The organism is Shinella zoogloeoides, from assembly GCF_030733845.1.
GTDB classification, from domain to species: Bacteria; Pseudomonadota; Alphaproteobacteria; order Rhizobiales; family Rhizobiaceae; genus Shinella; species Shinella zoogloeoides_C.
Map to the genome: position 1 here is coordinate 2,260,020 of NZ_CP132311.1, position 21,263 is coordinate 2,281,282.

General features: G+C 64.9%; 20 protein-coding genes. 9 read left to right on the top strand and 11 right to left on the bottom strand.

The window, feature by feature from the left end; all coding sequences use genetic code 11:
* Positions 1–101 precede the first annotated feature (101 nt).
* On the top strand, positions 102–884 hold the full coding sequence (locus Q9316_RS12200; protein ID WP_306031886.1) for a helix-turn-helix transcriptional regulator: 783 nt from the start codon (positions 102–104) through the stop codon (positions 882–884).
* Here the strand turns inward: Q9316_RS12200 and Q9316_RS12205 are convergent.
* The gene (locus Q9316_RS12205; protein ID WP_371877909.1) at positions 881–1,954 is read right to left on the bottom strand and encodes a LacI family DNA-binding transcriptional regulator; all 1,074 of its coding nucleotides are present in this window, start codon (positions 1,952–1,954) and stop codon (positions 881–883) included. The two genes, Q9316_RS12200 and Q9316_RS12205, sit on opposite strands and share 4 nt — an antisense overlap.
* Before the next feature lie 174 nt (positions 1,955–2,128).
* Between Q9316_RS12205 and Q9316_RS12210 the strand changes: the two genes are divergently transcribed.
* The 4 genes from Q9316_RS12210 to Q9316_RS12225 all read left to right on the top strand — a co-directional run bounded on the left by Q9316_RS12210 (position 2,129) and on the right by Q9316_RS12225 (position 6,752).
* Complete coding sequence (locus Q9316_RS12210; protein ID WP_306031888.1) at positions 2,129–3,109, top strand: ABC transporter substrate-binding protein; 981 nt, start codon at positions 2,129–2,131, stop codon at positions 3,107–3,109.
* 133 nt (positions 3,110–3,242) lie between these two features.
* Positions 3,243–4,745 (top strand): sugar ABC transporter ATP-binding protein, encoded by a 1,503-nt coding sequence (locus Q9316_RS12215; RefSeq protein WP_306031889.1) that lies wholly within the window; start codon positions 3,243–3,245, stop codon positions 4,743–4,745.
* Position 4,746: 1 nt separating this feature from the next.
* The gene (locus tag Q9316_RS12220; RefSeq protein ID WP_306031890.1) at positions 4,747–5,757 is read left to right on the top strand and encodes an ABC transporter permease; all 1,011 of its coding nucleotides are present in this window, start codon (positions 4,747–4,749) and stop codon (positions 5,755–5,757) included.
* A gap of 11 nt (positions 5,758–5,768) precedes the next feature.
* Complete coding sequence (locus tag Q9316_RS12225) at positions 5,769–6,752, top strand: ABC transporter permease (protein ID WP_306031891.1); 984 nt, start codon at positions 5,769–5,771, stop codon at positions 6,750–6,752.
* On the opposite strand, the gene Q9316_RS12230 is transcribed toward Q9316_RS12225, so the two are convergent.
* From Q9316_RS12230 to Q9316_RS12260, 7 genes are all read right to left on the bottom strand, one after another.
* A complete protein-coding gene (locus Q9316_RS12230; protein WP_306031892.1) occupies positions 6,679–7,884 on the bottom strand; it encodes a siroheme synthase family protein in 1,206 nt (401 codons plus the stop codon). The genes Q9316_RS12225 and Q9316_RS12230 overlap by 74 nt on opposite strands.
* Entirely contained in the window at positions 7,856–10,513 is a 2,658-nt protein-coding gene (locus Q9316_RS12235) for a nitrate reductase (protein WP_306031893.1), read from the bottom strand. The genes Q9316_RS12230 and Q9316_RS12235 overlap by 29 nt, the downstream gene beginning before the upstream one ends.
* 1 nt (position 10,514) lies before the next feature.
* Positions 10,515–10,844, bottom strand: a complete 330-nt coding sequence (gene nirD / locus Q9316_RS12240) for a nitrite reductase small subunit NirD (protein WP_306031894.1) — start codon at positions 10,842–10,844, stop codon at positions 10,515–10,517.
* Positions 10,845–10,854: 10 nt separating this feature from the next.
* Positions 10,855–13,305 (bottom strand): nitrite reductase large subunit NirB, encoded by a 2,451-nt coding sequence (nirB, locus tag Q9316_RS12245; RefSeq protein WP_306031895.1) that lies wholly within the window; start codon positions 13,303–13,305, stop codon positions 10,855–10,857.
* Between the two features lie 15 nt (positions 13,306–13,320).
* On the bottom strand, positions 13,321–14,547 hold the full coding sequence (locus Q9316_RS12250) for an MFS transporter (protein WP_306031896.1): 1,227 nt from the start codon (positions 14,545–14,547) through the stop codon (positions 13,321–13,323).
* A gap of 325 nt (positions 14,548–14,872) precedes the next feature.
* Positions 14,873–16,087 carry a CmpA/NrtA family ABC transporter substrate-binding protein gene (locus tag Q9316_RS12255; RefSeq protein ID WP_306031897.1) on the bottom strand — a complete coding sequence of 405 codons (1,215 nt, stop codon included), beginning with the start codon at positions 16,085–16,087 and terminating at the stop codon, positions 14,873–14,875.
* Positions 16,084–16,686: an ANTAR domain-containing response regulator gene (locus tag Q9316_RS12260; protein WP_306031898.1), complete on the bottom strand. Its 603-nt coding sequence runs from the start codon at positions 16,684–16,686 to the stop codon at positions 16,084–16,086. Before Q9316_RS12260 ends, Q9316_RS12255 begins: the two co-directional genes overlap by 4 nt.
* Before the next feature lie 580 nt (positions 16,687–17,266).
* Between Q9316_RS12260 and Q9316_RS12265 the strand changes: the two genes are divergently transcribed.
* Complete coding sequence (locus tag Q9316_RS12265) at positions 17,267–17,452, top strand: hypothetical protein (RefSeq protein ID WP_306031899.1); 186 nt, start codon at positions 17,267–17,269, stop codon at positions 17,450–17,452.
* A gap of 56 nt (positions 17,453–17,508) precedes the next feature.
* Here the strand turns inward: Q9316_RS12265 and Q9316_RS12270 are convergent, their stop codons facing one another.
* Entirely contained in the window at positions 17,509–17,712 is a 204-nt protein-coding gene (locus Q9316_RS12270; protein WP_306031900.1) for a CsbD family protein, read from the bottom strand.
* A gap of 156 nt (positions 17,713–17,868) precedes the next feature.
* On the opposite strand from Q9316_RS12270, the gene Q9316_RS12275 reads away from it, so the two are divergent.
* From Q9316_RS12275 to Q9316_RS12285, 3 genes are all read left to right on the top strand, one after another.
* Entirely contained in the window at positions 17,869–18,051 is a 183-nt protein-coding gene (locus Q9316_RS12275; protein ID WP_306031901.1) for a helix-turn-helix domain-containing protein, read from the top strand.
* Positions 18,052–18,190: 139 nt separating this feature from the next.
* Positions 18,191–18,685, top strand: coding sequence for a YciE/YciF ferroxidase family protein (locus Q9316_RS12280; protein WP_306031902.1), 495 nt, complete (start codon positions 18,191–18,193; stop codon positions 18,683–18,685).
* Positions 18,686–18,827: 142 nt separating this feature from the next.
* Positions 18,828–19,337 (top strand): hypothetical protein, encoded by a 510-nt coding sequence (locus tag Q9316_RS12285; RefSeq protein ID WP_306031903.1) that lies wholly within the window; start codon positions 18,828–18,830, stop codon positions 19,335–19,337.
* Between the two features lie 17 nt (positions 19,338–19,354).
* Here the strand turns inward: Q9316_RS12285 and Q9316_RS12290 are convergent, their stop codons facing one another.
* Together Q9316_RS12290 and lsrK are read right to left on the bottom strand one after the other, a co-directional pair.
* On the bottom strand, positions 19,355–19,660 hold the full coding sequence (locus Q9316_RS12290) for an antibiotic biosynthesis monooxygenase (protein ID WP_306031904.1): 306 nt from the start codon (positions 19,658–19,660) through the stop codon (positions 19,355–19,357).
* Positions 19,661–19,698: 38 nt separating this feature from the next.
* Positions 19,699–21,261, bottom strand: coding sequence for an autoinducer-2 kinase (gene lsrK / locus Q9316_RS12295; RefSeq protein ID WP_306031905.1), 1,563 nt, complete (start codon positions 21,259–21,261; stop codon positions 19,699–19,701).
* Positions 21,262–21,263: the final 2 nt, after the last annotated feature.

Consider the following 21,263-nt stretch of genomic DNA (forward strand, 5'->3'; position numbering starts at 1 on the left):
CCTGAGATTTTCGATGGGGGAAGACTAGGCTCGCGCAGGGCAAGGCCGCCATATGCCGAAAGGCACAATGACGGGGGAGCGTTGACGTGCTAGATCAGGGCATGCGTGGGCAAAGTTTCTGGCAGACCTTCGCCGCAGCGATTGCCGCGACGGGAACCGACGATCATGTCGATCGGTTGATCGACATGATCGATGCCGTCGTCTCGCCCGACCTCGTCACCGTCACACGCTATTCCGCGACCCACCGGCCGCAATTTGTCAAGCACCGCGGCTATTCGGAAGCGATGGTCGCGCGCTATCTGGAAACCTACTACGTCTTCGACCCCTTCTACGCGCATTGGCGCAACGGGCGACAGGCGGGCGTCGTGCCGCTCAAGGGCCTTGCCAACGACCGTATGAAGCGCGGCCGCTACATAGCCGAATTCCTCGCCCAGTCGGAAATCTGCGACGAGATCGGCGTGCTGCTGGAAGACGGCGACGACTGGTGCCTCGGCATATTCCTCGATCGTTCGCACCAGCCCTTCCGCGACGGCGAGGTCGACCTGCTCAACGAGCGCTTCTCCGTCTTCTCGGCGCTGCATGCGCTCGACACCCGCACGCGCCGGCCCATCGAACGCCGCACGGTGCCCGCCGCCGCGCCGGCCAACGGCCCGGTGATCCTGCCCGCCCAGTGGCCCGAGCTTTCCGCCCGCGAACTGGAGCTTGTGGAACTCGTGCTGAAAGGCCATCCCACCGCCACCATCGCGGCAAGGCTCGGCATCGCCGCCGGAACGGTGAAAAACCACCGCGCCCGCATCTACGAAAAGCTCGACATCACCTCCGAGCGCGAACTCTTCCTGCACTTCTTCCAGCGCAGCCAGCCGGGCCCGGATCACCAGGGCTAGCCCCGGCGCACAGCCCCTGTCGTCTCGCGCACGACCAGCGGACCGTCGACCTTGATGGTCATGGCGCGCGTCTGCTTGCCGTGAATGGCCATGTCGATGAGGATTTCGGCGGCTTTCTGGCCCATCTCGTAGTTCGGCAGCACCAGCGTCGAGAGCGGCGGATGGGTGTAACGGGCGAGTTCCTGGTCGTCATACCCCATGACGGCGAGGTCCTGCGGCACGCGAAAACCCTTTTCCTGCGCCGCTTCCATCACGCCGATCGCCATCAGGTCGTTGCCGCAGAAGATCGCCGTCGGCGGATTGTCGAGGGAGAGGAGATCAAGGCCGGCCTCGTAGCCGCGCAGCGGCAGCCAGTCGCCGTCGCGCACCAGGCTCTCGTCGAAGGCGATGTCGGCGGTGGCGAGTGCCTGCTTGTAGCCCTTGAGGCGGTCCATCGCCGCATCCATCCACGGCTCGCCGTTAATGAAGCCGATGCGCTTGTGGCCGAGCGACGTCAGGTGGGCCGTGGCGGTAAAACCACCCGCCACCTCGCCCGGCACGATCGCCACGTGCTGGCGCGGTTCGCAATAGCAGTTGAGCAGCACCGTCGGGATGGATTTCAGCGCCTTGGGGACCAAGACCTTTCGCGTGAAGATCGTCGCATAGATGACGCCGGCGATCGACGGGTCGCGCAGCACGGAGCGCAGCACGGCGTCTTCCAGGTCCGGATTGGAGCGCGTCGCATGCGCGGAAACCAGGAGCCCCTGCTCGAACGCATAGTCGCGGATGCCGTCGAGGCTGACCACCGGATGCGGACTGGTGGAGATTTCATCGACGATGAAGGCGATCGTGTCCTTCTCGACGGTGGGGGCGGCTGCGACCGGGCTACGCGTCGCGGGCAGTCTATAACCTATTTTATGAGCGGCCTCGCGCACCTTCTGCTGTGTTTCCTGCGAGATGCGCGACCCGGACATTTCGTTGAGCACGAGCGAGACGCTGGACTGGGAGACGCCGGCGATCCGTGCGATATCCGTCATTGTCGGGCGTCCGCTGCCCTCCCTGCCCGTATTGCGCCCGTTTCCCCTGGCCATGCATCGCTCCTCGCCCTCGCCGTGCATTGCACTGCACGCGGATTTTTTGCAAGTGCTCATAATTTTGGCTCTTGACTGCTCATATTATTAGCGCAAGATTTGCCCATGTGAAGCAGGAATTTGCTCACGTCCGGTAGAGGAGCACCGGCCAGAACCTGGGAGGAGAACCCACTCATGACCATGATTTCCCGTCGCACCTTCATGCTTGCGGCAACGGCCATCGGCGCGCTCGCCATCACCGGCGTCGCGATTGCCGAAGTGCCCAAGCTGGAGCAGAAGGACACCTACAAGGTCGGCTTCGCGCAGACCGAATCCAACAATCCCTGGCGCATCGCCCAGACCAACAGCATGAAGGCCGAGGCCGAGAAGCTCGGCTACCAGCTCGTCTATACGGACGCCGCCGGCTCGGCCGCCAAGCAGGTCGCCGACGTCAACTCGATGATCGCCCAAGGCGTCGACGTCATTTTTCTCGCCCCGCGCGAGGAAAAGCCGCTGATCCCGGCCGTCATGGCCGCCAAGAAGGCCGGCATTCCGGTCATCCTGCTCGACCGCTCGGTCGATCCCTCGCTTGCTAAAGCCGGTGAGGACTATCTGACCTTCATCGGCTCGAACTTCGTCGAAGAAGGCAAGCGCATCGCCGAATGGCTCGTCAAGAACGCCAATGGCAAGTCGAAGATCATCGAGCTGGAAGGCACGACCGGCTCCTCGCCGGCCAACGACCGCAAGAAGGGCTTCGATGAGGCGATAAAGGCGGCGGGCGGCTTCGAGATCGTCGCCTCGCAGACCGGCGACTTCGCCCGCGACAAGGGCCGTCAGGTGGCCGAGGCGCTGCTTCAGGCGCATCCGGACGCAGATATCATCTACGCCCACAACGACGAGATGGCGATGGGCGCCATCGCGGCGCTGGAAGCGGCCGGCAAGGTGCCGGGCAAGGACGTGCTGGTCCTCTCCATCGACGGCGGCAAGGAAGCCGTGCAGGCGGTGGTCGACGGCAAGATCGCGGCGGTCGTCGAGTGCAACCCGCGCTTCGGGCCGAAGGCCTTCGAGACGATGCAGCGCTACGCCAAGGGCGAGGCCATCGAGCCGATCCTCATCAACGAAGACAAGTTCTACGACGCCTCCAACGCGGCCGCCGAACTCGCCGACGCCTACTGATCGCATCTCCCAAGCATTTTGCGGCCGGGGCGGCAAAACCGTCTCGGCCGTTTTTTGAACGGGCCTGACCTTTGGTTCGTTCGGGTGTAGGCTCGCAAGGCCCGTCCCGGTGGGCGGATAGAGGAGGAACCGGATGCTTCTGTCCATGCAGGGCATTTCCAAGGCGTTTGCCGGCGTCGCCGCGCTGAAATCCGCCTCGCTCGAAGTCGAGCCCGCGGAGGTCATGGCGCTCGTCGGCCAGAACGGCGCGGGAAAATCGACGCTGATCAAGATCCTGACGGGCGTCTATCGCCGCGACGAGGGCAGCATCGCCTTCGACGGCAAGGAGGTCGACTTCTCCATGCCGGCGGAGGCGCAAGGCTCCGGCATCGCGACGATCTACCAGGAAATCAACCTCGCCCCGCAGCGCTCGGTGGCGGAGAACATCTACCTCTCCCGCGAGCCGAGACGCTTCGGCCTGATCGACCATGCCGCCATGCGGCGCGGGGCCGAGGCGGTGCTGAAGACCTTCAACCTTGCCATCGACGTCGACCGTCCTGTCGCGCATTTCGATGCCGCGACCCGGCAGATGGTGGCGATCGCCCGGGCCGTCACGCAGAACGCCCGCCTCGTCATCATGGACGAGCCGACCTCCTCGCTCGACGAGCGCGAGGTCGCCGTGCTGTTCGAGACGATCCGCACGCTGAAACGCTCCGGCGTCGCCGTCATCTTCATCGGCCACCGGCTGGATGAGCTCTATGCGATCTGCGACCGCGTGACGATCATGCGGGACGGCCAGACGGTGGCGAAAAGCCCGATGGCCGACATGCCCAAGATGGCGCTGGTGCGCCACATGCTCGGAAAGGAACTCGCCGCCTTCCAGGCGATGGCTCCCGACGAGGAGAGACCTGACCGCCCCGTTCGCCTCGCCGTCGAGAATGCCGGCGCCGGCGTGAGGGTGCGCGATGTCAGCCTCGATGTGCGCGAGGGCGAGATTTCGGGCCTTGCCGGCCTCCTCGGCTCCGGCCGCACGGAGACCGCCCGCCTCATCTTCGGCGCCGACAGGATGCAGCGCGGCACGATCCGCATGGACGGCCGGGAGCGCGCCTATCGCGAGCCGGCGGATGCGATTGCCGACGGCATCGGCCTCGTCTCGGAGGACCGCAAGATCGACGGCATCGTGCCCGACATGAGCATCCGCGAGAACATGACGCTGGCGCTGCTGCCGAAGCTGAAGAAGGCCGGCATCGTCGACCGCGCACGGCAGGACGAGATCGTCACGCGCTATATCCGCGCGCTCGGCGTGAAATGCGCCTCGCCCGACCAGCCGATCAAGGAGCTCTCCGGCGGCAACCAGCAGAAGGTTCTGCTCGCCCGCTGGCTCGCCACCGATCCGCGCGTGCTGATCGTCGACGAGCCGACCCGCGGCATCGATATCGGCGCCAAGTCGGAGATCCTGAAGCTCCTGCGTGGCCTCGCCGACGAAGGTCTCAGCGTGCTGATGATCTCCTCCGAGCTGGAAGAGCTTCTCGCCGCCGCCGACCGTGTCACCGTGCTCAGCGACGGCACGTCGGTCGCGACGCTGCCGCGCAAGGACTTGAGCGAGGCGGCGCTGCTTTCCGCCATGGCCCATCAGGTGGCCCATCAGGTGGAATGACATGACGACGATCGAAACCCCTGCCCCGCAGCCGTCAGGCACGTTCTCCTCCGGCAGCCGGCTGTTCACGCTGGCGAGCCGGTACGGCACCTTCGTCGCCTTCCTGGCGCTCATCGCCTTCAACATCGTGGTGACGCCGAACTTCCTGTCCTGGCAGACGCTCAACGTGAACCTCACGCAGGTCGCCACCATCGTGATCGTGGCGACCGGCATGACGATCGTCATCGCCACCGGGGGGATCGATCTCTCGGTCGGCTCGCTCATGGCGATTTCGGGAGCGCTCGCGCCGATGATCTTCATGGGCCAGTTCTGGCCGGTGGAGAACATGGCCTTCGCCGTGGCGCTCGCCCTCGTCATACCGGTCGTCGTCGCCGGCCTCTTCGGCCTGTTCAACGGGCTGCTGGTCACCCGCTTTTCCATCCAGCCGATCATCGCGACGCTCGTGCTCTTCATCGCCGGCCGCGGCATCGCGCAGGTCATGACCAACGGCAATCTGCAGGTCTTCAAGAACGAGGGCTTCCAGTTCATCGCCATGGGCCGTATCGCCGGCATCCCCGCGCAGGTCGTGCTGATGATCCTCATTGTCATCCTTGCCTCCGCGATGATCCGGTACACCGTGATCGGCCGCCAGATCATCGCCGTCGGCGGCAACGAGAAGGCGGCAAGGCTCACCGGCGTGCCGGTCAAGCGCGTGAAACTGCTCGTCTATATGATCAGCGGCGCGCTGGCCGGGCTTGCCGGCCTCGTCGTGGTCGCACGCAATTCGGCAAGCGACGCCAACCTCGTCGGCCTCGGCATGGAGCTCGACGCCATCGCCGCCGTCGCCGTCGGCGGCACGCTGCTGTCGGGCGGGCGGGCGAACATCATCGGCACCGTCATCGGCGCCTTCGTCATCCAGCTCGTACGCTACACGCTTCTGGCCAATGGCGTGCCGGATGCCGCCGCCCTCATCGTCAAGGCCGGGTTGATCGTGCTCGCCGTCTTCATCCAGCAGCGCGCCGACCGGCATTGAGGAGATCGATCATGCAGGCCCTCCTCCGTCCCTTCGCCATCAAGTCCTCGGGCGATCTCGCACGCTTCGGCGTCATCCTCGCGCTTGCCGGCCTCATCCTGTTCGGCGCGCTGCGCTACGACAACTTCCTGTCGCCCTTCAACATCCTCTCCTTCCTGCGCTACAATTCCATGTTCGCGCTGATCGCGCTCGGCATGGCCTTCGTCATCATCACGGGCGGCATCGACCTTTCGGTCGGCGGCACGGCGGCGATGGCCAGCGTGGTGGCGGCGCTGCTTTCGCCCTATCACTGGGCGGCCGGACTTCTCGGCGGCATGGCGGCGGGCCTTGCCGTCGGCGCGCTGAACGGCTTCATCATCACGAAGATGCGTATCCAGCCCTTCATCGCGACGCTCGCGACCATGCTGGCGGCCTATGGCACCGGCCTGCTGCTTGCCGACAACCAGTCGGTCTCCGTCTCCTACGACACCGGCTTCACCGTGATCGGCCAGGACGATTTCCTCGGCTTTCCCATTCCGGCCTGGATCGGGCTTGCCGCCTATGTGCTCGGCTGGCTGGTGCTGGAAAAGCTGCCGATCGGCCGCCACATCCTCGCCATCGGCGACGGCGAGGCGACGGCCGGACTGATGGGCCTCAAGGTCGAGCGCACCCTCGCCGCCGTCTATCTCGCCTCCGGCACGCTCGCCGGCCTTGCCGGCGTCATCCTCGCCTCGCAGTTCGGCGCTGGCCAGCCGACGGAGGGCGTGGGTTGGGAACTTTTTGCCATCGCCTCCGTGGTCGTCGGCGGCACGCTGCTGACGGGCGGCTCGGGCTCGGTCGGCGCGACGCTGGCGGGCGCCCTGCTGCTCGCCATGGTCTTCAACATCCTGAACTTCGAAAACGGCCTCGGCTGGATCTCGCTGTCGGCCTATTGGCAGTCCGTCATTCGCGGGGCCTTCCTGCTCGTGGTCGTCGTGCTGCAGGCCAAGCTGATGGCGCGGCACAGGAGCGCCTAAAGCGGGCAGCGACAGGCAAGCGGTCCTCACGCCCACTGATCTGGTGATACTGAGCCGACGGATGCGGGGAAAAGGCGGACGCTCGGCTTGCCGCAGCGACGCCGGGAATAACGTCGACGGAGATGTCTTCGCGAACGAGATGGGCGACCTCTTCGCCCGCTTGCCCGAAGGCCATGGGATTTCCTGTTTTCAGCCTCACCACGCGCTTACCCGCCCTGGCGAGCCCGATCATCAAGGTATTGATGTCCCGCCGGCAGCTTTCCTGACCGACCGGCAGGCGTTCCGCCTCCCGCCGGGCGAGCTCCAGCACCTCGGCGGAAACGAGGTCGTCGAAGAGGATGACGTCGGCCGATTGCAGCGCGCGCACGGCCTTCAGCGTCAGGAGTTCCGCATCGCCCGGCCCCGCGCCGACCAATGTCACGCAGCCGATGGCGGGGGCTTCCGCGAGCCGTTCGGCATCAGCAAGAAGCACCCCGCCTACGCCCTCCTCCGACGTATCCAGCGTCGAGAAAACCCGGTCGGAAAACCGCTCCCAGAAGACGCGGCGCTGCTGGCCGGGCTGGAGGCGCCGGTTGACCGCCTCGCGCAGCGACTGCGCCAGCGTCGCCCAGCTTTTCAGGCTGCGCGGCAGCAGCGCCTCGATCTTGCGGCGGATCGTCTGGGCGAGGATCGGCGCCGCGCCGTCCGTCGAGATCGCCACGACGACCGGCGAGCGGTTGACGATCGAGCCGAACTGGAACTGGCAGAATTCCGGCTTGTCGATGACATTGACCGGCACGCCCGCCGCGCGTGCCGCCGAGAAGAATTCCTGCGCATCATCCGCGCAATCGCCGATCGCGAGCATAGCGCCGGGAAGATCGGACGGCGTCCAGCATCTGTAGTGCGGTATCAGGCGGGCAGCCGGATGATCCGGCGCCCGGGCGAGCAGCGCCTCGAAGGCCGCGCCGAATGTTGGCGCATAGACATCGACGCGGGCGCCGCACGCCGCGAGCAGCTCGGCTTTCCACATGGCCGCATCCGAACCGCCGGCAACCACGACGCGCCTGCCTTCGAGCGCCCAGAACACCGGCAGCTTGGCGAGCGGTTCCACGCGTGCCGGAGCCTCATTCCGCGGCGGCAGCAAGACATCCATCGACGATCCCCCTGATTTCGGCGCGGCAGGAGCCGCAATTGGTTCCGGCATCGAGCGTCTTGCCGATAGCTTCGACACTGTGGCAGCCGCCGCGCACCGCAGCGACGATCTGGTTGACGCCGACGGAAAAGCACGCGCAGACGGTCGCCCCGGGATCCGCCTTGTCCGCCCCCGGCCGGCCGGCGACGAGCGCGAAGCGCTTGCGCAGGTTGGCGTGGTCGGTGGTGAGCTGTGCGATCGCCCAGTTGCGGGCAACGGCGACGGGCTCGCGCGCCAGGAAGAAGGCGGCAAGCAGCCGCGGACCGTCGAAGAAGGCGAGCCTGATATCGCCGGTCTGCGCATCGGCATAGCCGAGCGGCTCCACGCCGTCGGGGATGGCGAAGGCACGGCGGCACCAGCCGGCCCAGTCCTCCTGCGGTGCGGTGAAAGCGAGCTCCAGCCGCCAGCCGCCCTCGGCCCTGGCGAGCGCCCAATAGGCCGCGTCCGGTCCGGCCGGCTTCGCCTGCGATACCGCAAAGCCGTAATGCCGCACCTTGAACGGGCGGGCCGCGACGGCGACGTTCTTCGATGCCGGCTGGCCGGAAAACCGGTCGGTCACCGCAGGCACGACGGCATCGATGCGGGCCTTTGCGGCGAACCGGTCGTTCCAATGCATCGGCGCGAAGATGCTGCCGCGCGCCTGGCGCCCGGTAATGAGCGCCCGCACGACCGCCCGGCCCTGCGGGCTTTCGATCTCGACGAGCCCGGCATTGCCGACCCCGATCTCCATTGCGTCGCGCGGATGCAGCTCCGCGAAGGGCTCGGCGATGTGCGAGGAGAGACGCGCGCTTTTGCCGGTGCGCGTCATTGTGTGCCACTGGTCGCGGATGCGGCCGGTGTTCAGCGTGAAGGGATGATCGGCATCGGTGCGGTTCGTTTCGGTCGGTTCCACCGCGACGAACCGGGCTTTGCCGTCCGCATGATAGAAGCCGCCATCGGCAAAGAAGCGGGTTTCGGCGCGCGCCCGCCCCGCCGGCTGCGGCCACTGGAAGGGGGCGAGCCCGTCATAGGCGTCTTCCGCAAGGCCCGCATGGGCACCGATATCGAAGTCCCGGCTGCCGGCATTCTCGAAGGCCGAGAGGGCTGCATGTTCGGAAAATATCTCCGACGGCGCGGCATAGGCGAAGTCCTCGGCAAACCCCATGCGCCGGGCGACTTCGGCAAGCTGCCACCAGTCCGCCCTCGCCTCGCCCGGCGCGTCGAGGAAGGCGCGCTGGCGGGAAATGCGGCGCTCGGAATTGGTCACCGTACCGCTCTTCTCCCCCCAGCCGAGCGAAGGCATGAGGACATGGGCGTTCCGGGTGGTATCCGTCTCCTTGAGGACGTCGGAGACGACAACGAAGGGACAGGCCCTGATCGCCGCCTCGACGGCGTCGGCATCGGGCATGGAGACGACGGGGTTCGTCGCCATGATCCACAGCGCCTTGATGCTCCCGTCCGCCACGGCGCGAAAGAGATCGACGGCCTTCAGGCCCGGTTTCTCGGCAATGACGGGCGAACCCCAGAAGCGCCGCACACGGTCGCGATCCCCGGCATCCTCAAGCGCCATATGGGCGGCGAGCATGTTGGCGAGCCCGCCGACCTCGCGCCCGCCCATCGCATTCGGCTGGCCGGTCAGCGAGAACGGCCCCGTGCCCGGCCGGCCGATGCGGCCGGTGGCGAGGTGGCAATTGAGGATCGCATTGACCTTGTCGGTGCCCGAGGAAGACTGATTGACGCCCTGGCTGTAGCAGGTGACGACCTTTTCGGTTGTCGTGAACAGGCGGTAGAATTCGCGAAGCTGCATGGCCGCAAGCCCGGTCCGCTCCAGCACCTCGCCGAAGGAGACGGTGCCGGCCGCCGCGAAGGCGTCGGCAAAGCCTGATGTATGCGCCGCCACGTAGTTCTGATCGACGGCATTGTTCGACACCAGATGCGAGAACAGGCCGGCGAACAGCGCCACATCCGTATCGGGACGGATCGCCAGATGCAGGTCTGCAACATCGGCCGTCATGGTGCGGCGCGGATCGATGACGACAATTTTCATGCCCGGCCGCTTTTCCTTCGCGGCAGCAACACGCTGGTAGAGCACGGGATGGCACCAGGCGAGGTTCGAGCCGGTGAGGATGACGAGATCCGCGAGCTCCAGGTCCTCATAAGTCCCCGGCACCGTATCCGCACCGAAGGCGCGGCGGTGGCCGGCAACGGAGGAGGACATGCAGAGCCGCGAATTGGTGTCGATATTGGCCGAACCGAAAAACCCCTTCATCAGTTTGTTGGCGACGTAATAGTCTTCCGTCAGCAACTGGCCGGAGACATAGAAGGCAACGGAATCGGGGCCGTGCTCGGCAATCGCCGCGGCGAATTTGCCGGCGACGAGGTCGAGCGCCTCATCCCAAGAGGCCTGCCGGCCGCCGATCTCGGGGTGAAGGAGGCGGCCGTCAAGATCGATCGTCTCGGCGAGCGCCGATCCCTTCGAGCAGAGCCGGCCGTAGTTCGACGGGTGGTCCGGATCGCCCCGGACGGAGACGCCGCCGTCTTCCGCAACCGTCGCGATGACCCCGCAGCCGACGCCGCAATAGGGGCAGGTTGTCTTGACCGCTTTCTTCATCCTATTCGGCCGCCATCATCAGGCTTTCGAGCGCGATAAACAGCGCCCCGCCATTGTTCCTGAGCGCGATCGTCTTCACCGAACCCTCGTCGGCGCCGAGTGCCTTGCCTGTTTCCAGCGAGATCACCCAGTTGTGCAGCGGGCATGTCACGGCCTTCGCATGGACGATGCCCTGCGAGAGCGGCCCGCCCTTGTGGGGGCAATGATCCTCGATGGCAAAGGCCTCGTTTTCCGCGGTGCGGAACACGGCGATCTTGCCTTGCGGGGTTTTTACGCAGCGCGCGCCGCGCAGCGGAATGTCGGCGATGTTTCCGATGGCAAACCAGTTCATGTTCGACCTCCTATTCCGCCGCTTCCGGGTAGCCGATGGTCGCCATCGGCCTGAATTCATGCTTGTCCTTGCCGGAGACGCGCTCCGACCACGGATCGACCTGGGCGAATTTCTGGGAGAAGACGAAGCGCTCGTAATAGGCCTTGCGCCTTGCCGCATCGCCCATGATCTGCCGGCGGATCTCGTCGAGGCCGATGCGCTTTGCCCATTTGTAGATGCGCTCGAGATAACGCGCCTGCTCGCGATACATCTGCGTCAGCGCCACGATATGCTCCAGCGCCTCGTCCTCTGTCCTCACGAGGCCGAGCACCTCCGTGCCCTTGATATCGAGGCCCGCCGCCCCGGCGAAATGGATCTCGAAACCCGAGTCGACGCAGACGACGCCGATGTCCTTGCAGGTCGCTTCCGCGCAGTTTCGCGGACAGCCGGAGACGGCCATCTTCAGCTTGGCCGGCGTCCAGGAACCCCACATGAACTTTTCGATACGGATGCCGAGGCCGGTGGAATCCTGCGTGCCGAAGCGGCACCAGTCGGAGCCGACGCAGGTTTTCACCGTGCGCAGGCCCTTCGCGTATGCCTGCCCGGAGATGAAGCCGGCCTTGCCGAGATCCGCCCAGACGGCGGGCAGGTCCTCCTTCTCGATGCCGAGCAGGTCGATGCGCTGGCCGCCCGTCACCTTCACCAGGGGTATTTCGAACTTGTCAACGACATCGGCGATGGCGCGCAGTTCACCGGCATTGGTGACGCCGCCCCACATGCGCGGCACGACCGAATAGGTGCCGTCCTTCTGGATGTTGGCGTGCACGCGTTCATTGATGAAGCGGGACTGGTAGTCGTCGGCATATTCGTCCGGCCAGTCGCAGACGAGGTAATAGTTGAGCGCCGGTCGGCATTTGGCGCAGCCGCAGGAGGTCTTCCATTCCAGTTCCTGCATGACGGCCGGAATGGTCTTGAGCCCCTTCGCTTTGATCAGGCGGCGCACGTCGTCGTGGCCGAGATCGGTGCAGCCGCACATCGGCTGCACGGCGGCGGGATTGTAGCTGTCGCCGAGCGTCAGCGTCATCAATTGTTCGACGAGGCCGGTGCAGGAGCCGCAGGAGGCCGACGCCTTGGTATGGGCGCGCACGTCGTCGAGCGACGTCAGGCCCTTTTCCGTGATGGTCGACACGATCCGGCCCTTGCAGACGCCGTTGCAGCCGCAGATTTCCGCATCATCCGGCAAGGCTGCAACGGCCGCCATAGGGTCCAGCGGAGCGCCCCCCTGATAGGCCTGGCCGAAGATCAGCGTCTCGCGCATCTCGGAAATGTCGGTCGCCTTCTTCTTCAGGTCGTTGAACCAGGCGCCGTCGGAGGTCTCGCCATAGAGCACCGTCCCGATGATGCGGTTCTCCTTCAGTACCAGCCGCTTGTAGACACCTGCAGAGGCGTCGCGCAGCACGATCTCCTCACGGTCGTCGCCATCGGCGAAATCGCCGAGCGAGAACAGTTCGATGCCGGTGACCTTCAGCTTGGTCGGCGTGTCCGAATGCTTGAAGGCGGCGCCCGGCTCGCCGGCAAGATGCGAGGCCGCGACGCGTGCCATCTCGTAGAGCGGCGCGACGAGGCCATAGACCATGCCGCCCACCTCCGCGCATTCGCCGAGTGCCATGATGCTGCCGTCTGAGGTCTGCATGCCGTCATCGACGACGATGCCGCGATTGACCGCCAGACCGGCTTCCTTTGCCAGCCCGACGCTCGGGCGGATGCCGACGGCCATGACGACAAGCGTCGCCGGTATGACGCGCCCGTCGTCCAGCTCGATGCCCTCGACCTTGCCGTTGCCGATAATGGCCTTGGTGTTCGCCTTGCAGATGATCTTGATGCCGCGCCCTTCCAGCTCCTTCTGCAGGAGATAGCCGGCGGCCGGATCGAGCTGGCGGTCCATCAGGGTGGGCATGACGTGGAGCACCGTCACATCCATGCCGCGGCCGGCAAGGCCGGCAGCCGCCTCGAGACCGAGCAGGCCGCCGCCGATGACCACGGCCTTTTCGCGCGACTGCGCGGCAAGCAGCATGGCCTGCACGTCGTCGAGGTCGCGATAGGTGATGACGCCGCGCATGTCATGGCCGGGCACGGGCAGGATGAAGGGCACGGAGCCGGTGGCGATGACCAGCCTGTCGTAGCTTTCCGTCACGCCATGGTCGGAGGTGACCGTCCTGGCATCGCAATCGATGGCCACGATGCGGTGGCCCTTGTAGAGCGTGATGCCGTGCTTGATGTACCAGCCGTCGCCGTGAATGATGATTTCTTCGTAGTCCTTCTCGCCCGATAGCACCGGCGAGAGCATGATGCGGTCGTAGTTGACGCGCGGCTCGGCGTTGAAGATGGTCACCTCGTAGCGGCCGGGCGCCTTTTCGAGAAGATGCTCCAGCATGCGCCCCGGCGCCATGCCATTGCCGATGATGACGAGTTTCTCGGTCATGGTGTTTCCTTGCGATTATGCGGCGACGGCGGAGACGGAGGGACGATCCATCTGGCGGATGGAGAGGTGCATCCAGATCAGCGAGACGGCGACGACGGCGAAGAGAAGCAGGAAGCAGCTCGACCAGAGGCCGGTCGCATCCTTGAGGAGGCCGAAGGCGATGGGCAGGACGAAGCCGCCGAGCCCGCCGACCATGCCGACGACACCACCGACCGCGCCGACGCTATCGGGATAGTAGGCCGGGATGTGCTTGTAGACGGCGGCCTTGCCGAGGCTCATGACGAAGCCGAGCACGAAGACGATGACGATGAAGACGGCGGGCGTGACGCCTGACGGCAGCGACAGGATCAGCGTCGCCACGGCCGAGACGGCGAACATGCAGTACATGACGGAGCGCGCGCCCTTGCGGTCCGAAAGCATGCCGCCGAGCGCCCGGAAAATGCTGCCGGGAATGGAATAGGCGGCAGCGACCATGCCGGCGGTCGCGATGTCGAAACCGTAGACGCCGACGAGGTAGCGAGGCAGCCAGAGCGACAGCGCGACGAAGCCGCCGAAGGCGAAGAAATAGTAGAGCGAGAAGCGCCAGACCTGTGCCTTCTTCAGCGGCGCGAATTCCTCGCGCAGGCTGCGCTTCGGCGCCTTGCCGTCGCGGCGGCTCTGGAAAGCCGGATCGTCGCTGGTGGTGAACCAGAAGAGACAGGCGGTGAAGATCAGCGCCGCCGCCCAGATTTCCGCGACCATCTGCCAGCCGGCAGCGACGAGGACGAAGGGCGCGACGAATTTCGTGAGTGCGGCGCCGACATTGCCCGCACCGAAGATGCCGAGCACCGTGCCCTGCTTTTCCGCGGGAAAGAACGGCGAGATATAGGCGACGCCGACGGCAAAGGATCCACCGGCAAGCCCCACGCCGAGACCGGCAAGCAGCATCTGCGGGAAGGTGGTGGCGTGCGACAGCAGAAGCGTCGAAAACGCCGCGGCCAGCATTGTCAGCGTGTAGACGAGTCGGCCGCCGAAGCGCGGCGTCCAGACGCCCAGAAGGATGCGCACCAGTGAACCGGTGAGGATCGGCGTTCCGACGAGCAGGCCGAACTCGGCCTCCGACAGGCCGAGGTCCTCCTTGATGCGGATGCCGATGATCGCGAAGATCGTCCAGACGGCGAAACAGATGGTGAAGGCGAAGGTGGACATCCACAGGGCAACGGCTGGTGCGTGCGGGGATGAGGGCTGCTTGATCTCAGACATGGCTTCTCCGAGGCCCGACAAGGTCGTGCCGCTCCATCTTGGGGGTGAAAAACAAAAAGCCGCTGGCCAGGTACACGCGGCACGAAAGACCGTGGCGCGCAGAATCCTGATCAGCGGCTTTGCTGGTGAGACGCCCGCCATTGGACGCCGATATCGTGGCCCGAAGGCCTGAACCTTAAAAAGCAATCGGCGTGCCAGTTTCGCAAGCCATTGATTTTAAATGAATAGAATTAGCTATTGGTGCAAGATGCCGCGACTGCCGCCGCTGGCCTGTGCAATGTAAAGCCATTTTTTGTGCAGTGCGTATAAATTAAGCGGCGCTTCTTCAGCCGGCGGATTGCGAGGCGATATAGGCATCGACATCATCAGGATCGAAGCGCCCGCCATCGAAGAAACCGTCCGGCCCGAGCGTCAGGGCGCCGGAAGAGCCAACCGGCGTTGCTACAGTCAGCGCGCCCTCGACCTTGGCGCTGGCCGAAGGCATGGCGATCCCGAGATCCTTTAACGCGGCGCGGTAGATGTCCGGCCGATAGGTTTCCGCCGCAATGCGCTGGCGCTCCGCCGTATGCTCGATCTGCCGCCAGCGGACCATCTGCGTGTAGAACCAGAGGGCATGGCTTTTCCAGGGGAAGGTCGCGGCCTTGGCGTTCGGCACGAAGAAATCCGCGACAGCCCGCACCACAGCGCCGCCGACCGGCAGGTTGCCGGTGAGTGCCGGCAGGAAGAGTTCGGCATCGCGCCCGACATAGGCCGGCTTTGCCAGAAGCGCGGCAAGCGCTGCGTGGTTCTCAGGCCGGGCGCACCAGAGCGAAGCCTGGTGCAGGGCGACGAGCAGCGCGGCCATCGCCTGCGGATTGGCCCTGCCCCACGCCGCGTTTACGCCGAGCACCTTTTCGGGGCTGGAACGCCAGATCGCCGCCTTGACGGTGGCCAGATGCGCGCCGCGGCGAAGCACGCCGAAGGTGTTCCAGGGCTCGCCCGCGCAGTAGCCGTCGATGACGCCCTCAGCAAGCGCGTCGCCCATGTCCGGCGGCGGCAGGACGACGATCTCGATATCGCGATCCGGGTCGATGCCGCTGGCCGCCAGCCAGTAGCGCAGCTCGTAATTGTGCCCGGAATATGGATGCACAACGCCGAAACGCAGCGGCCTGCCCCTTCGCGCGGCGGTGACCTTGCGGAGCGCCGCACCGTTCACCCGCGCGTCGAGGTCCGCCGTGGCGCCATGCTCGGCCATCGCCCGCCAGAGCGCAGGTGAGACGGTCACGGCATTGCCGCCAAGCCCGAGCGCCATTGGCACGATCATCTCCGGCGCCGGGACGTTGAGGCCGAGATTGCAGGCGATCGGCATGGGGCCGAGGATATGCGCGACGTCGACATGCCGGACGGCAAGCCGATCGCGTATGCTCGCCCAGGAGCGCTCGCGCAGCAGCGTAAGGTCGATCCCCTGCTCCTCGGCAAAGCCCATTTCGCGCGCAACGACGAGGAGCGCGCTGTCGAGCAGCGGCACGAAACCGGCGGTGATGGCGTGGCGCGTCGTCATTCCGTTCCTCCGGGATCGAGCAGACTGGCCGCCGTGACGAGGCTCTGGGCGATGTCTGCGATCTTGCGGTTCTGGTTCATCGCCGTGCGGCGCAGCAGCGCATAGGCCTCTTCCTCCGAGAGCCCGCGCGAGCGCATCAGCAGCCCCTTGGCGCGGTCGATGACCTTGCGGTTCTCCAGTTCGCCGCGCGTCTCCTCCAGTTCGCGGTTCAGGCGGGAAAAGGCGTTGAAGCGGCTGATCGCCATTTTCAGGATCGGCCGCACCCGCTCCTGCTTCAGACCATCGACGATATAGGCCGATACGCCCGCCTCCACGGCCGCCTCGATGGACGCCTCGTCGGACTTGTCGACGAACATGGCGATGGGGCGCCTTACCGCGCGCGAAAGCTGGAACATGCTTTCCAGCATGTCGCGGTTGGGATTTTCCAGATCGATGACGATGACATCGGGATTGAGGTCGGCGATGCGCCGCGCCAGGCCGTGCATGACGTCGATGACCGTGACCTGGTCATAGCCGGCATCCCGCAACCCCTCCTCGATGATGGCGGCGCGGATGCGGTTCTCGTCGATAACCAGTACGTTCAGTCCGCTCGGTTTCATCTCAATATCGCAATGATACCGCGCCGCCGGATTGCTGCGTCGTCATTTTGCAATGCAGCATGAAGCCGGCAAAATCAAGCATGGAGGAAGGCTGCGGACAAATCGACACGCGCGTCGAAGAACAACCTGCGTCGTGTGCAGGAATCGGCGGTGTTCTTCGAGTTGCCAGCCGAACGCATCGAGCAGTCCTGCCGCGAGCACCTCGCCATTCTCGACGCGGTGGACAATGGTGATCTCGACTGAGCGCAAGCCTTGTTGCGCCAGCATCTGAAGCAGGCCTGGGAATTCGGCGCGGCTACGGATGGGCGCGGCTAACACCACGCCTGACTTAAACGATCACTCCGGCAACGCGCCCTGAAGTCAATCCATCCCGCGAGGATGAACGCTCATCGCAGTCCGAGGAAGGACAGGATGACGAGCACGATTACGACCAGGCCGACGATGTAGATGATGCGGTTCATGATGGTCCTCCTTGATGAGTGTGCAATGCTCAAAACCGAAAGTTGTTCCAAATCGAAAAGGCACGAGCGCGGAACAACGGCCTCCCCGGCCCCGTTGAAGCGCGACAGGAGGAACAGCGATGGCGATTGAGAACGCACCGACAAAAGACGGCAAGGAAGGCGCCCGGGGATTGCACAAGGCCGCGCGGGCCGAGGAAAAGAAGGTCGAAGCCGAAAAGGGCTCGGAACTCGCCAAAGGCGCGGACCGCTTCGAGGAGCGGTCAAGAAGTTCGGACGGCAAGAGCGCGGAAGAGAAGCAGCGCTAGTCCGGGCAAAAGCCGCCTCTCCGAAAGAGGGGCGGCTTACATTTTAACGCTGAATACTACCAGTTCTGGCGACCATACCAGTCGTCGATATCCTTCCTGGCACGGTCCTTCTCATAGCCGTAGCGCTCCTGGATCTTGCCTTCGAGCTGGTCGCGCTTGCCGTCGATGACGTCGAGATCGTCGTCAGTGAGCTTGCCCCACTGTTCCTTGATCTTGCCCTTCACCTGCTTCCAGTTACCTTCAACCCGGTTCCAATCCATTGTCGTCTCCTTTTGTAGGGTAGTGATGGGAAAGGGAACGCGCGGGGCAAGTTTTTGATCCCGGATACATTCACCGGCCGCTGCGGCGGTGTTGACGACACCTCTTGGATTGCGTCGCAATATCTCTATATTGCGATGCAGCAACAGGAGATACGCATGACAATCGATGTGAAAAATCCGATCGCAGACCTCCGCAAGTCCAAGGGCTACACGCTGGAGCAACTTTCCGTCATATCCGGCCTTACGGAACTCGAAATCACCAAGCTCGAGAACGGCGAACTGGTCGACCCGGCAAAGCTCGCCCGGTTGATGAGCGCTTGCGGCGCCAGGCAGGCCTGACGGCTGCGCGGTCGTAACTGCGGCCAGCGCCCATCGGATTGACGGTGGCAAGGTGCTGCCCCCCGTGCCCTTCGGGTCGCGGAACAATACCGTCCGCTCTTCATTTGTTTCCCGCCAATCTGGAAACGAGGAGAGCCCAATGAAAACCCTATCTGATATTTTCGAGCATACCCTCCAGGACGTCTACTATGCCGAGAACGCCATCACGAAGGCGTTACCTAAGGTCGCGAAGGCAGCCAAGAGCGCTGAGCTGAAAAAAGCGGCCGAAGACCACCTCGCCGAGACGAAGCAGCAGATCAAGATGCTCGAGCAGGTGTTCAAGTCGATCGGCAAGAAGGCGTCCGGCGAAAAGTGCGACGCGATCGAAGGCCTGATCAAGGAAGCCGACGGGCTCATGAAAGAAGCCGAAGGCACCGCGCTCGACGCCGGCCTTCTGGCTGCCTGCCAGGCGGTGGAACACTATGAAATCGCCCGCTACGGCTCGCTGCGCGAATGGGCCAAGGATCTCGGCCACGACGAGGCCCACAAGCTTCTGAGCGAGATCCTGGACCAGGAGAAGGCGACGAACAACAAGCTGACGAACCTTGCCGTGACATCCATCAACAAGACGACGGCCGCCAAGAAGGCTGCGTGATCGCGACGGACCGAACACCGGCCGGCCATTCGTGGCCGGCTTTTCTTTGCGCCGTGGAACCATCGACCGCAGACGGCATCGCATCGGGGAACTTCCGGCGGACCTGCGCCTTCCTCAGTCTATGATCTGGAAGGAGCAAACCATGAAGATCATTTCCATGGCGATCCTCGCAGGAAGCCTGACGCTGATGCACGCACCCCAATCGGCCGCCGGGGAGGAGCAGTTCCTGGACTCCCTTGAAGGCCAATACGAGGGCAAGGGACAGGTGCGGCTCAGGACTAACCGCGGCCCGATAAACGTAACATGCTCCTTCCGCTCGACCGCGACGGCGAACTCGCTATCGCTGGATGGCCGGTGCAGAGGCCTCGTCGTGGTCTCCCGCTCCGTGGGCGCCAAGCTGACGCACAACGGCAACTCCTACAAGGGCTCCTATATCGGCGCGGGCTCCGGACCGGCGACCCTCGCGGGCAAAAGGCAGGGTGATGCGCTCCACCTGACCATCAACTGGGCCAAGGAAGTCAACGGCGACCGCCGCGCTCAGCTTTCCGTGGCGAAGGCCGGCGCCAGCGGCCTCACATTGACCACCACGGACAAGGACCCCGCTTCCGGAAAGCCCGTGGTGACGAGCAAAATCGTCCTGCAGCGCCAATAGCCAGGACAACGCCGAATTCACGCGCCGAGGAAATCCGCCATTTCGACATTGTAGAATGTCTTGGTGCGCGGCCCGGCGAGGATCGGGTCGATCCGGCGCACGCATTCCTGATAGTGCGCGGTCTTGCGGTGCTCTTCCAGCGCCTCGGGCGATTTGAAGACCTCGTAGATCACGAACTTGTGCGCGTCTTCCGGATCGCGCAGCACGTCGAAGCGCAGGTTGCCCGGCTCGTGGCGCGTGCCCTCGTAGTTGATGCGGAATGCCTCCAGAAATTCGGCGGCATGGCCCTGCTTGACGTTGATGCTGACCATCTGGATGAGCATGTCTTGATCCCTGCTATGGTTGATTCACGAATGAAAAATTAGAGGCCCGGTGCCTTCCACATGGCCGTGGTGACGCCCTCGTCTACGAGCTGGCGTTGCAGCGCATAGGCTCGCGCCCACCGCTCGCCGGCCTCGTCATAGATGGCCTTGTGCGAAAAGTTCGGCTCGAAGCGCCGGTCCCAGCGCACCCAACCCTCGGCCGCCTCGACGAAATCGCGGCGAAAGCCGATGCCGATGGCGGCGCAGGCCGCGCAGCCGAGCGCGGTCGCTTCCTTGACGACGGGCGTGACGACCGGAAGGCCCGTCGCATCGGACAGGATCTGCGACCAGTGGGCGGATTTCGACGCGCCGGCGGCGAAGACGATCTTGTCCGGCGTCTTGCCGGAGAGCTTGAAGATGGCCGAAAGGTTGCGGGCCGCGACGATGGCCGCATTCTCCTGCAGCGCGCGGAAAATCGCCGCCTTGCCGGATTTCTCCGGATCGATGGACAAGTTCAGCAGCGACGGGGCGGCGTGATACCAGTTGCCGTAGTGCATGACGTCGGAGAAGACCGGGATGATGCCGTAGGCGCCGACGGGCACGCTCGCCGCCTTTTCTTCCAGCAGCCTGTAGGCATCGCCGCCCGGTCCGGCTGCCGCCACCTCTTCCGCGCCAAAACTGTCGCGGAACCAGCGCATGACGATGCCGACGAAGAAGCTTATCGCCTCGGCCTGGTTGAGGCCGGTGACGACATGCGGATTGATGCGCAGGTCCATCGACGGATCGGAGACATCCGGGCCGACATTGACCACCTGCTGCCAGAAGGTGCCGCCAAGCACCGCGCAGTCGCCCTCGTTGACGACGCCGATCGCCGCCGCACCGCTCTGGCAGTCACCGCCGCCCATGACGACGGGCGTGCCGGCGGCAAGGCTGGTCTCGTCCGATGCCTTCTCGGTGACGCGGCCGATGACCGTTCCGGGCTCGACGCTTTCAGGGAAGATGTCGTCGCGCATGCCGGCTCTCGCCATCGCCTCGGGCAGCCAGTCGCGTTTCGTCAGGCTGTAGAGGCCGGTCGTGCCGGCATTGGAAGGATCGCTGGCGATGACGCCGGAAAGGCGCGCCAGAACCCAGTCGGACAGCATGCTGATCCTGTCGATACGCGCATAGACGTCCGGCAGATTGCGCTTCAGCCAGAGGAGGCGCGGCAGGGCGCCAAGCGCGAAGGTCTGGCCAGTCTCGGCATAGAGATCGCGTTCCAGATCGGGGAAATCACGCTTCAGGTCGCGCACCTCGCTGACGGCGCGGCTGTCGACATTGGCGCAGGCCCAGATTTCCCGGCCGCTACGATCATAGGCGACGAAGGCCTCGCGCATGCTGGTGGCGCTGACGGCACGGATATCGGCGGCCGTGATTCCGGCTTCGGATATCGCCTGCCGGATGGCGCGCGACAGCAGCGACCAGTTGCCCTCGACGTCGAAATCCATCGAACCCGGAAAGCGCGGATCGGCCTTGTGCCACCATTCGTGCTGCGCGCTGGCGATCTGATTGCCGTTCTCGTCGAAGATCACGGCACGGCCGCTGCCGGTGCCGGCATCGACGGCCAGCAGATAGGAAGTCGTCATGG

Coding starts and splice junctions, on each gene's coding strand:
- Q9316_RS12200 (WP_306031886.1), top strand. CDS start 102: ATGCGTGGGCAAAGTTTCTGGCAGACCTTCGCCGCAGCGATTGCCGCG.
- Q9316_RS12205 (WP_371877909.1), bottom strand. CDS start 1,954: ATGGCCAGGGGAAACGGGCGCAATACGGGCAGGGAGGGCAGCGGACGC.
- Q9316_RS12210 (WP_306031888.1), top strand. CDS start 2,129: ATGACCATGATTTCCCGTCGCACCTTCATGCTTGCGGCAACGGCCATC.
- Q9316_RS12215 (WP_306031889.1), top strand. CDS start 3,243: ATGCTTCTGTCCATGCAGGGCATTTCCAAGGCGTTTGCCGGCGTCGCC.
- Q9316_RS12220 (WP_306031890.1), top strand. CDS start 4,747: ATGACGACGATCGAAACCCCTGCCCCGCAGCCGTCAGGCACGTTCTCC.
- Q9316_RS12225 (WP_306031891.1), top strand. CDS start 5,769: ATGCAGGCCCTCCTCCGTCCCTTCGCCATCAAGTCCTCGGGCGATCTC.
- Q9316_RS12230 (WP_306031892.1), bottom strand. CDS start 7,884: ATGGATGTCTTGCTGCCGCCGCGGAATGAGGCTCCGGCACGCGTGGAA.
- Q9316_RS12235 (WP_306031893.1), bottom strand. CDS start 10,513: ATGAAGAAAGCGGTCAAGACAACCTGCCCCTATTGCGGCGTCGGCTGC.
- nirD (WP_306031894.1), bottom strand. CDS start 10,844: ATGAACTGGTTTGCCATCGGAAACATCGCCGACATTCCGCTGCGCGGC.
- nirB (WP_306031895.1), bottom strand. CDS start 13,305: ATGACCGAGAAACTCGTCATCATCGGCAATGGCATGGCGCCGGGGCGC.
- Q9316_RS12250 (WP_306031896.1), bottom strand. CDS start 14,547: ATGTCTGAGATCAAGCAGCCCTCATCCCCGCACGCACCAGCCGTTGCC.
- Q9316_RS12255 (WP_306031897.1), bottom strand. CDS start 16,087: ATGACGACGCGCCACGCCATCACCGCCGGTTTCGTGCCGCTGCTCGAC.
- Q9316_RS12260 (WP_306031898.1), bottom strand. CDS start 16,686: ATGAAACCGAGCGGACTGAACGTACTGGTTATCGACGAGAACCGCATC.
- Q9316_RS12265 (WP_306031899.1), top strand. CDS start 17,267: ATGGCGATTGAGAACGCACCGACAAAAGACGGCAAGGAAGGCGCCCGG.
- Q9316_RS12270 (WP_306031900.1), bottom strand. CDS start 17,712: ATGGATTGGAACCGGGTTGAAGGTAACTGGAAGCAGGTGAAGGGCAAG.
- Q9316_RS12275 (WP_306031901.1), top strand. CDS start 17,869: ATGACAATCGATGTGAAAAATCCGATCGCAGACCTCCGCAAGTCCAAG.
- Q9316_RS12280 (WP_306031902.1), top strand. CDS start 18,191: ATGAAAACCCTATCTGATATTTTCGAGCATACCCTCCAGGACGTCTAC.
- Q9316_RS12285 (WP_306031903.1), top strand. CDS start 18,828: ATGAAGATCATTTCCATGGCGATCCTCGCAGGAAGCCTGACGCTGATG.
- Q9316_RS12290 (WP_306031904.1), bottom strand. CDS start 19,660: ATGCTCATCCAGATGGTCAGCATCAACGTCAAGCAGGGCCATGCCGCC.
- lsrK (WP_306031905.1), bottom strand. CDS start 21,261: ATGACGACTTCCTATCTGCTGGCCGTCGATGCCGGCACCGGCAGCGGC.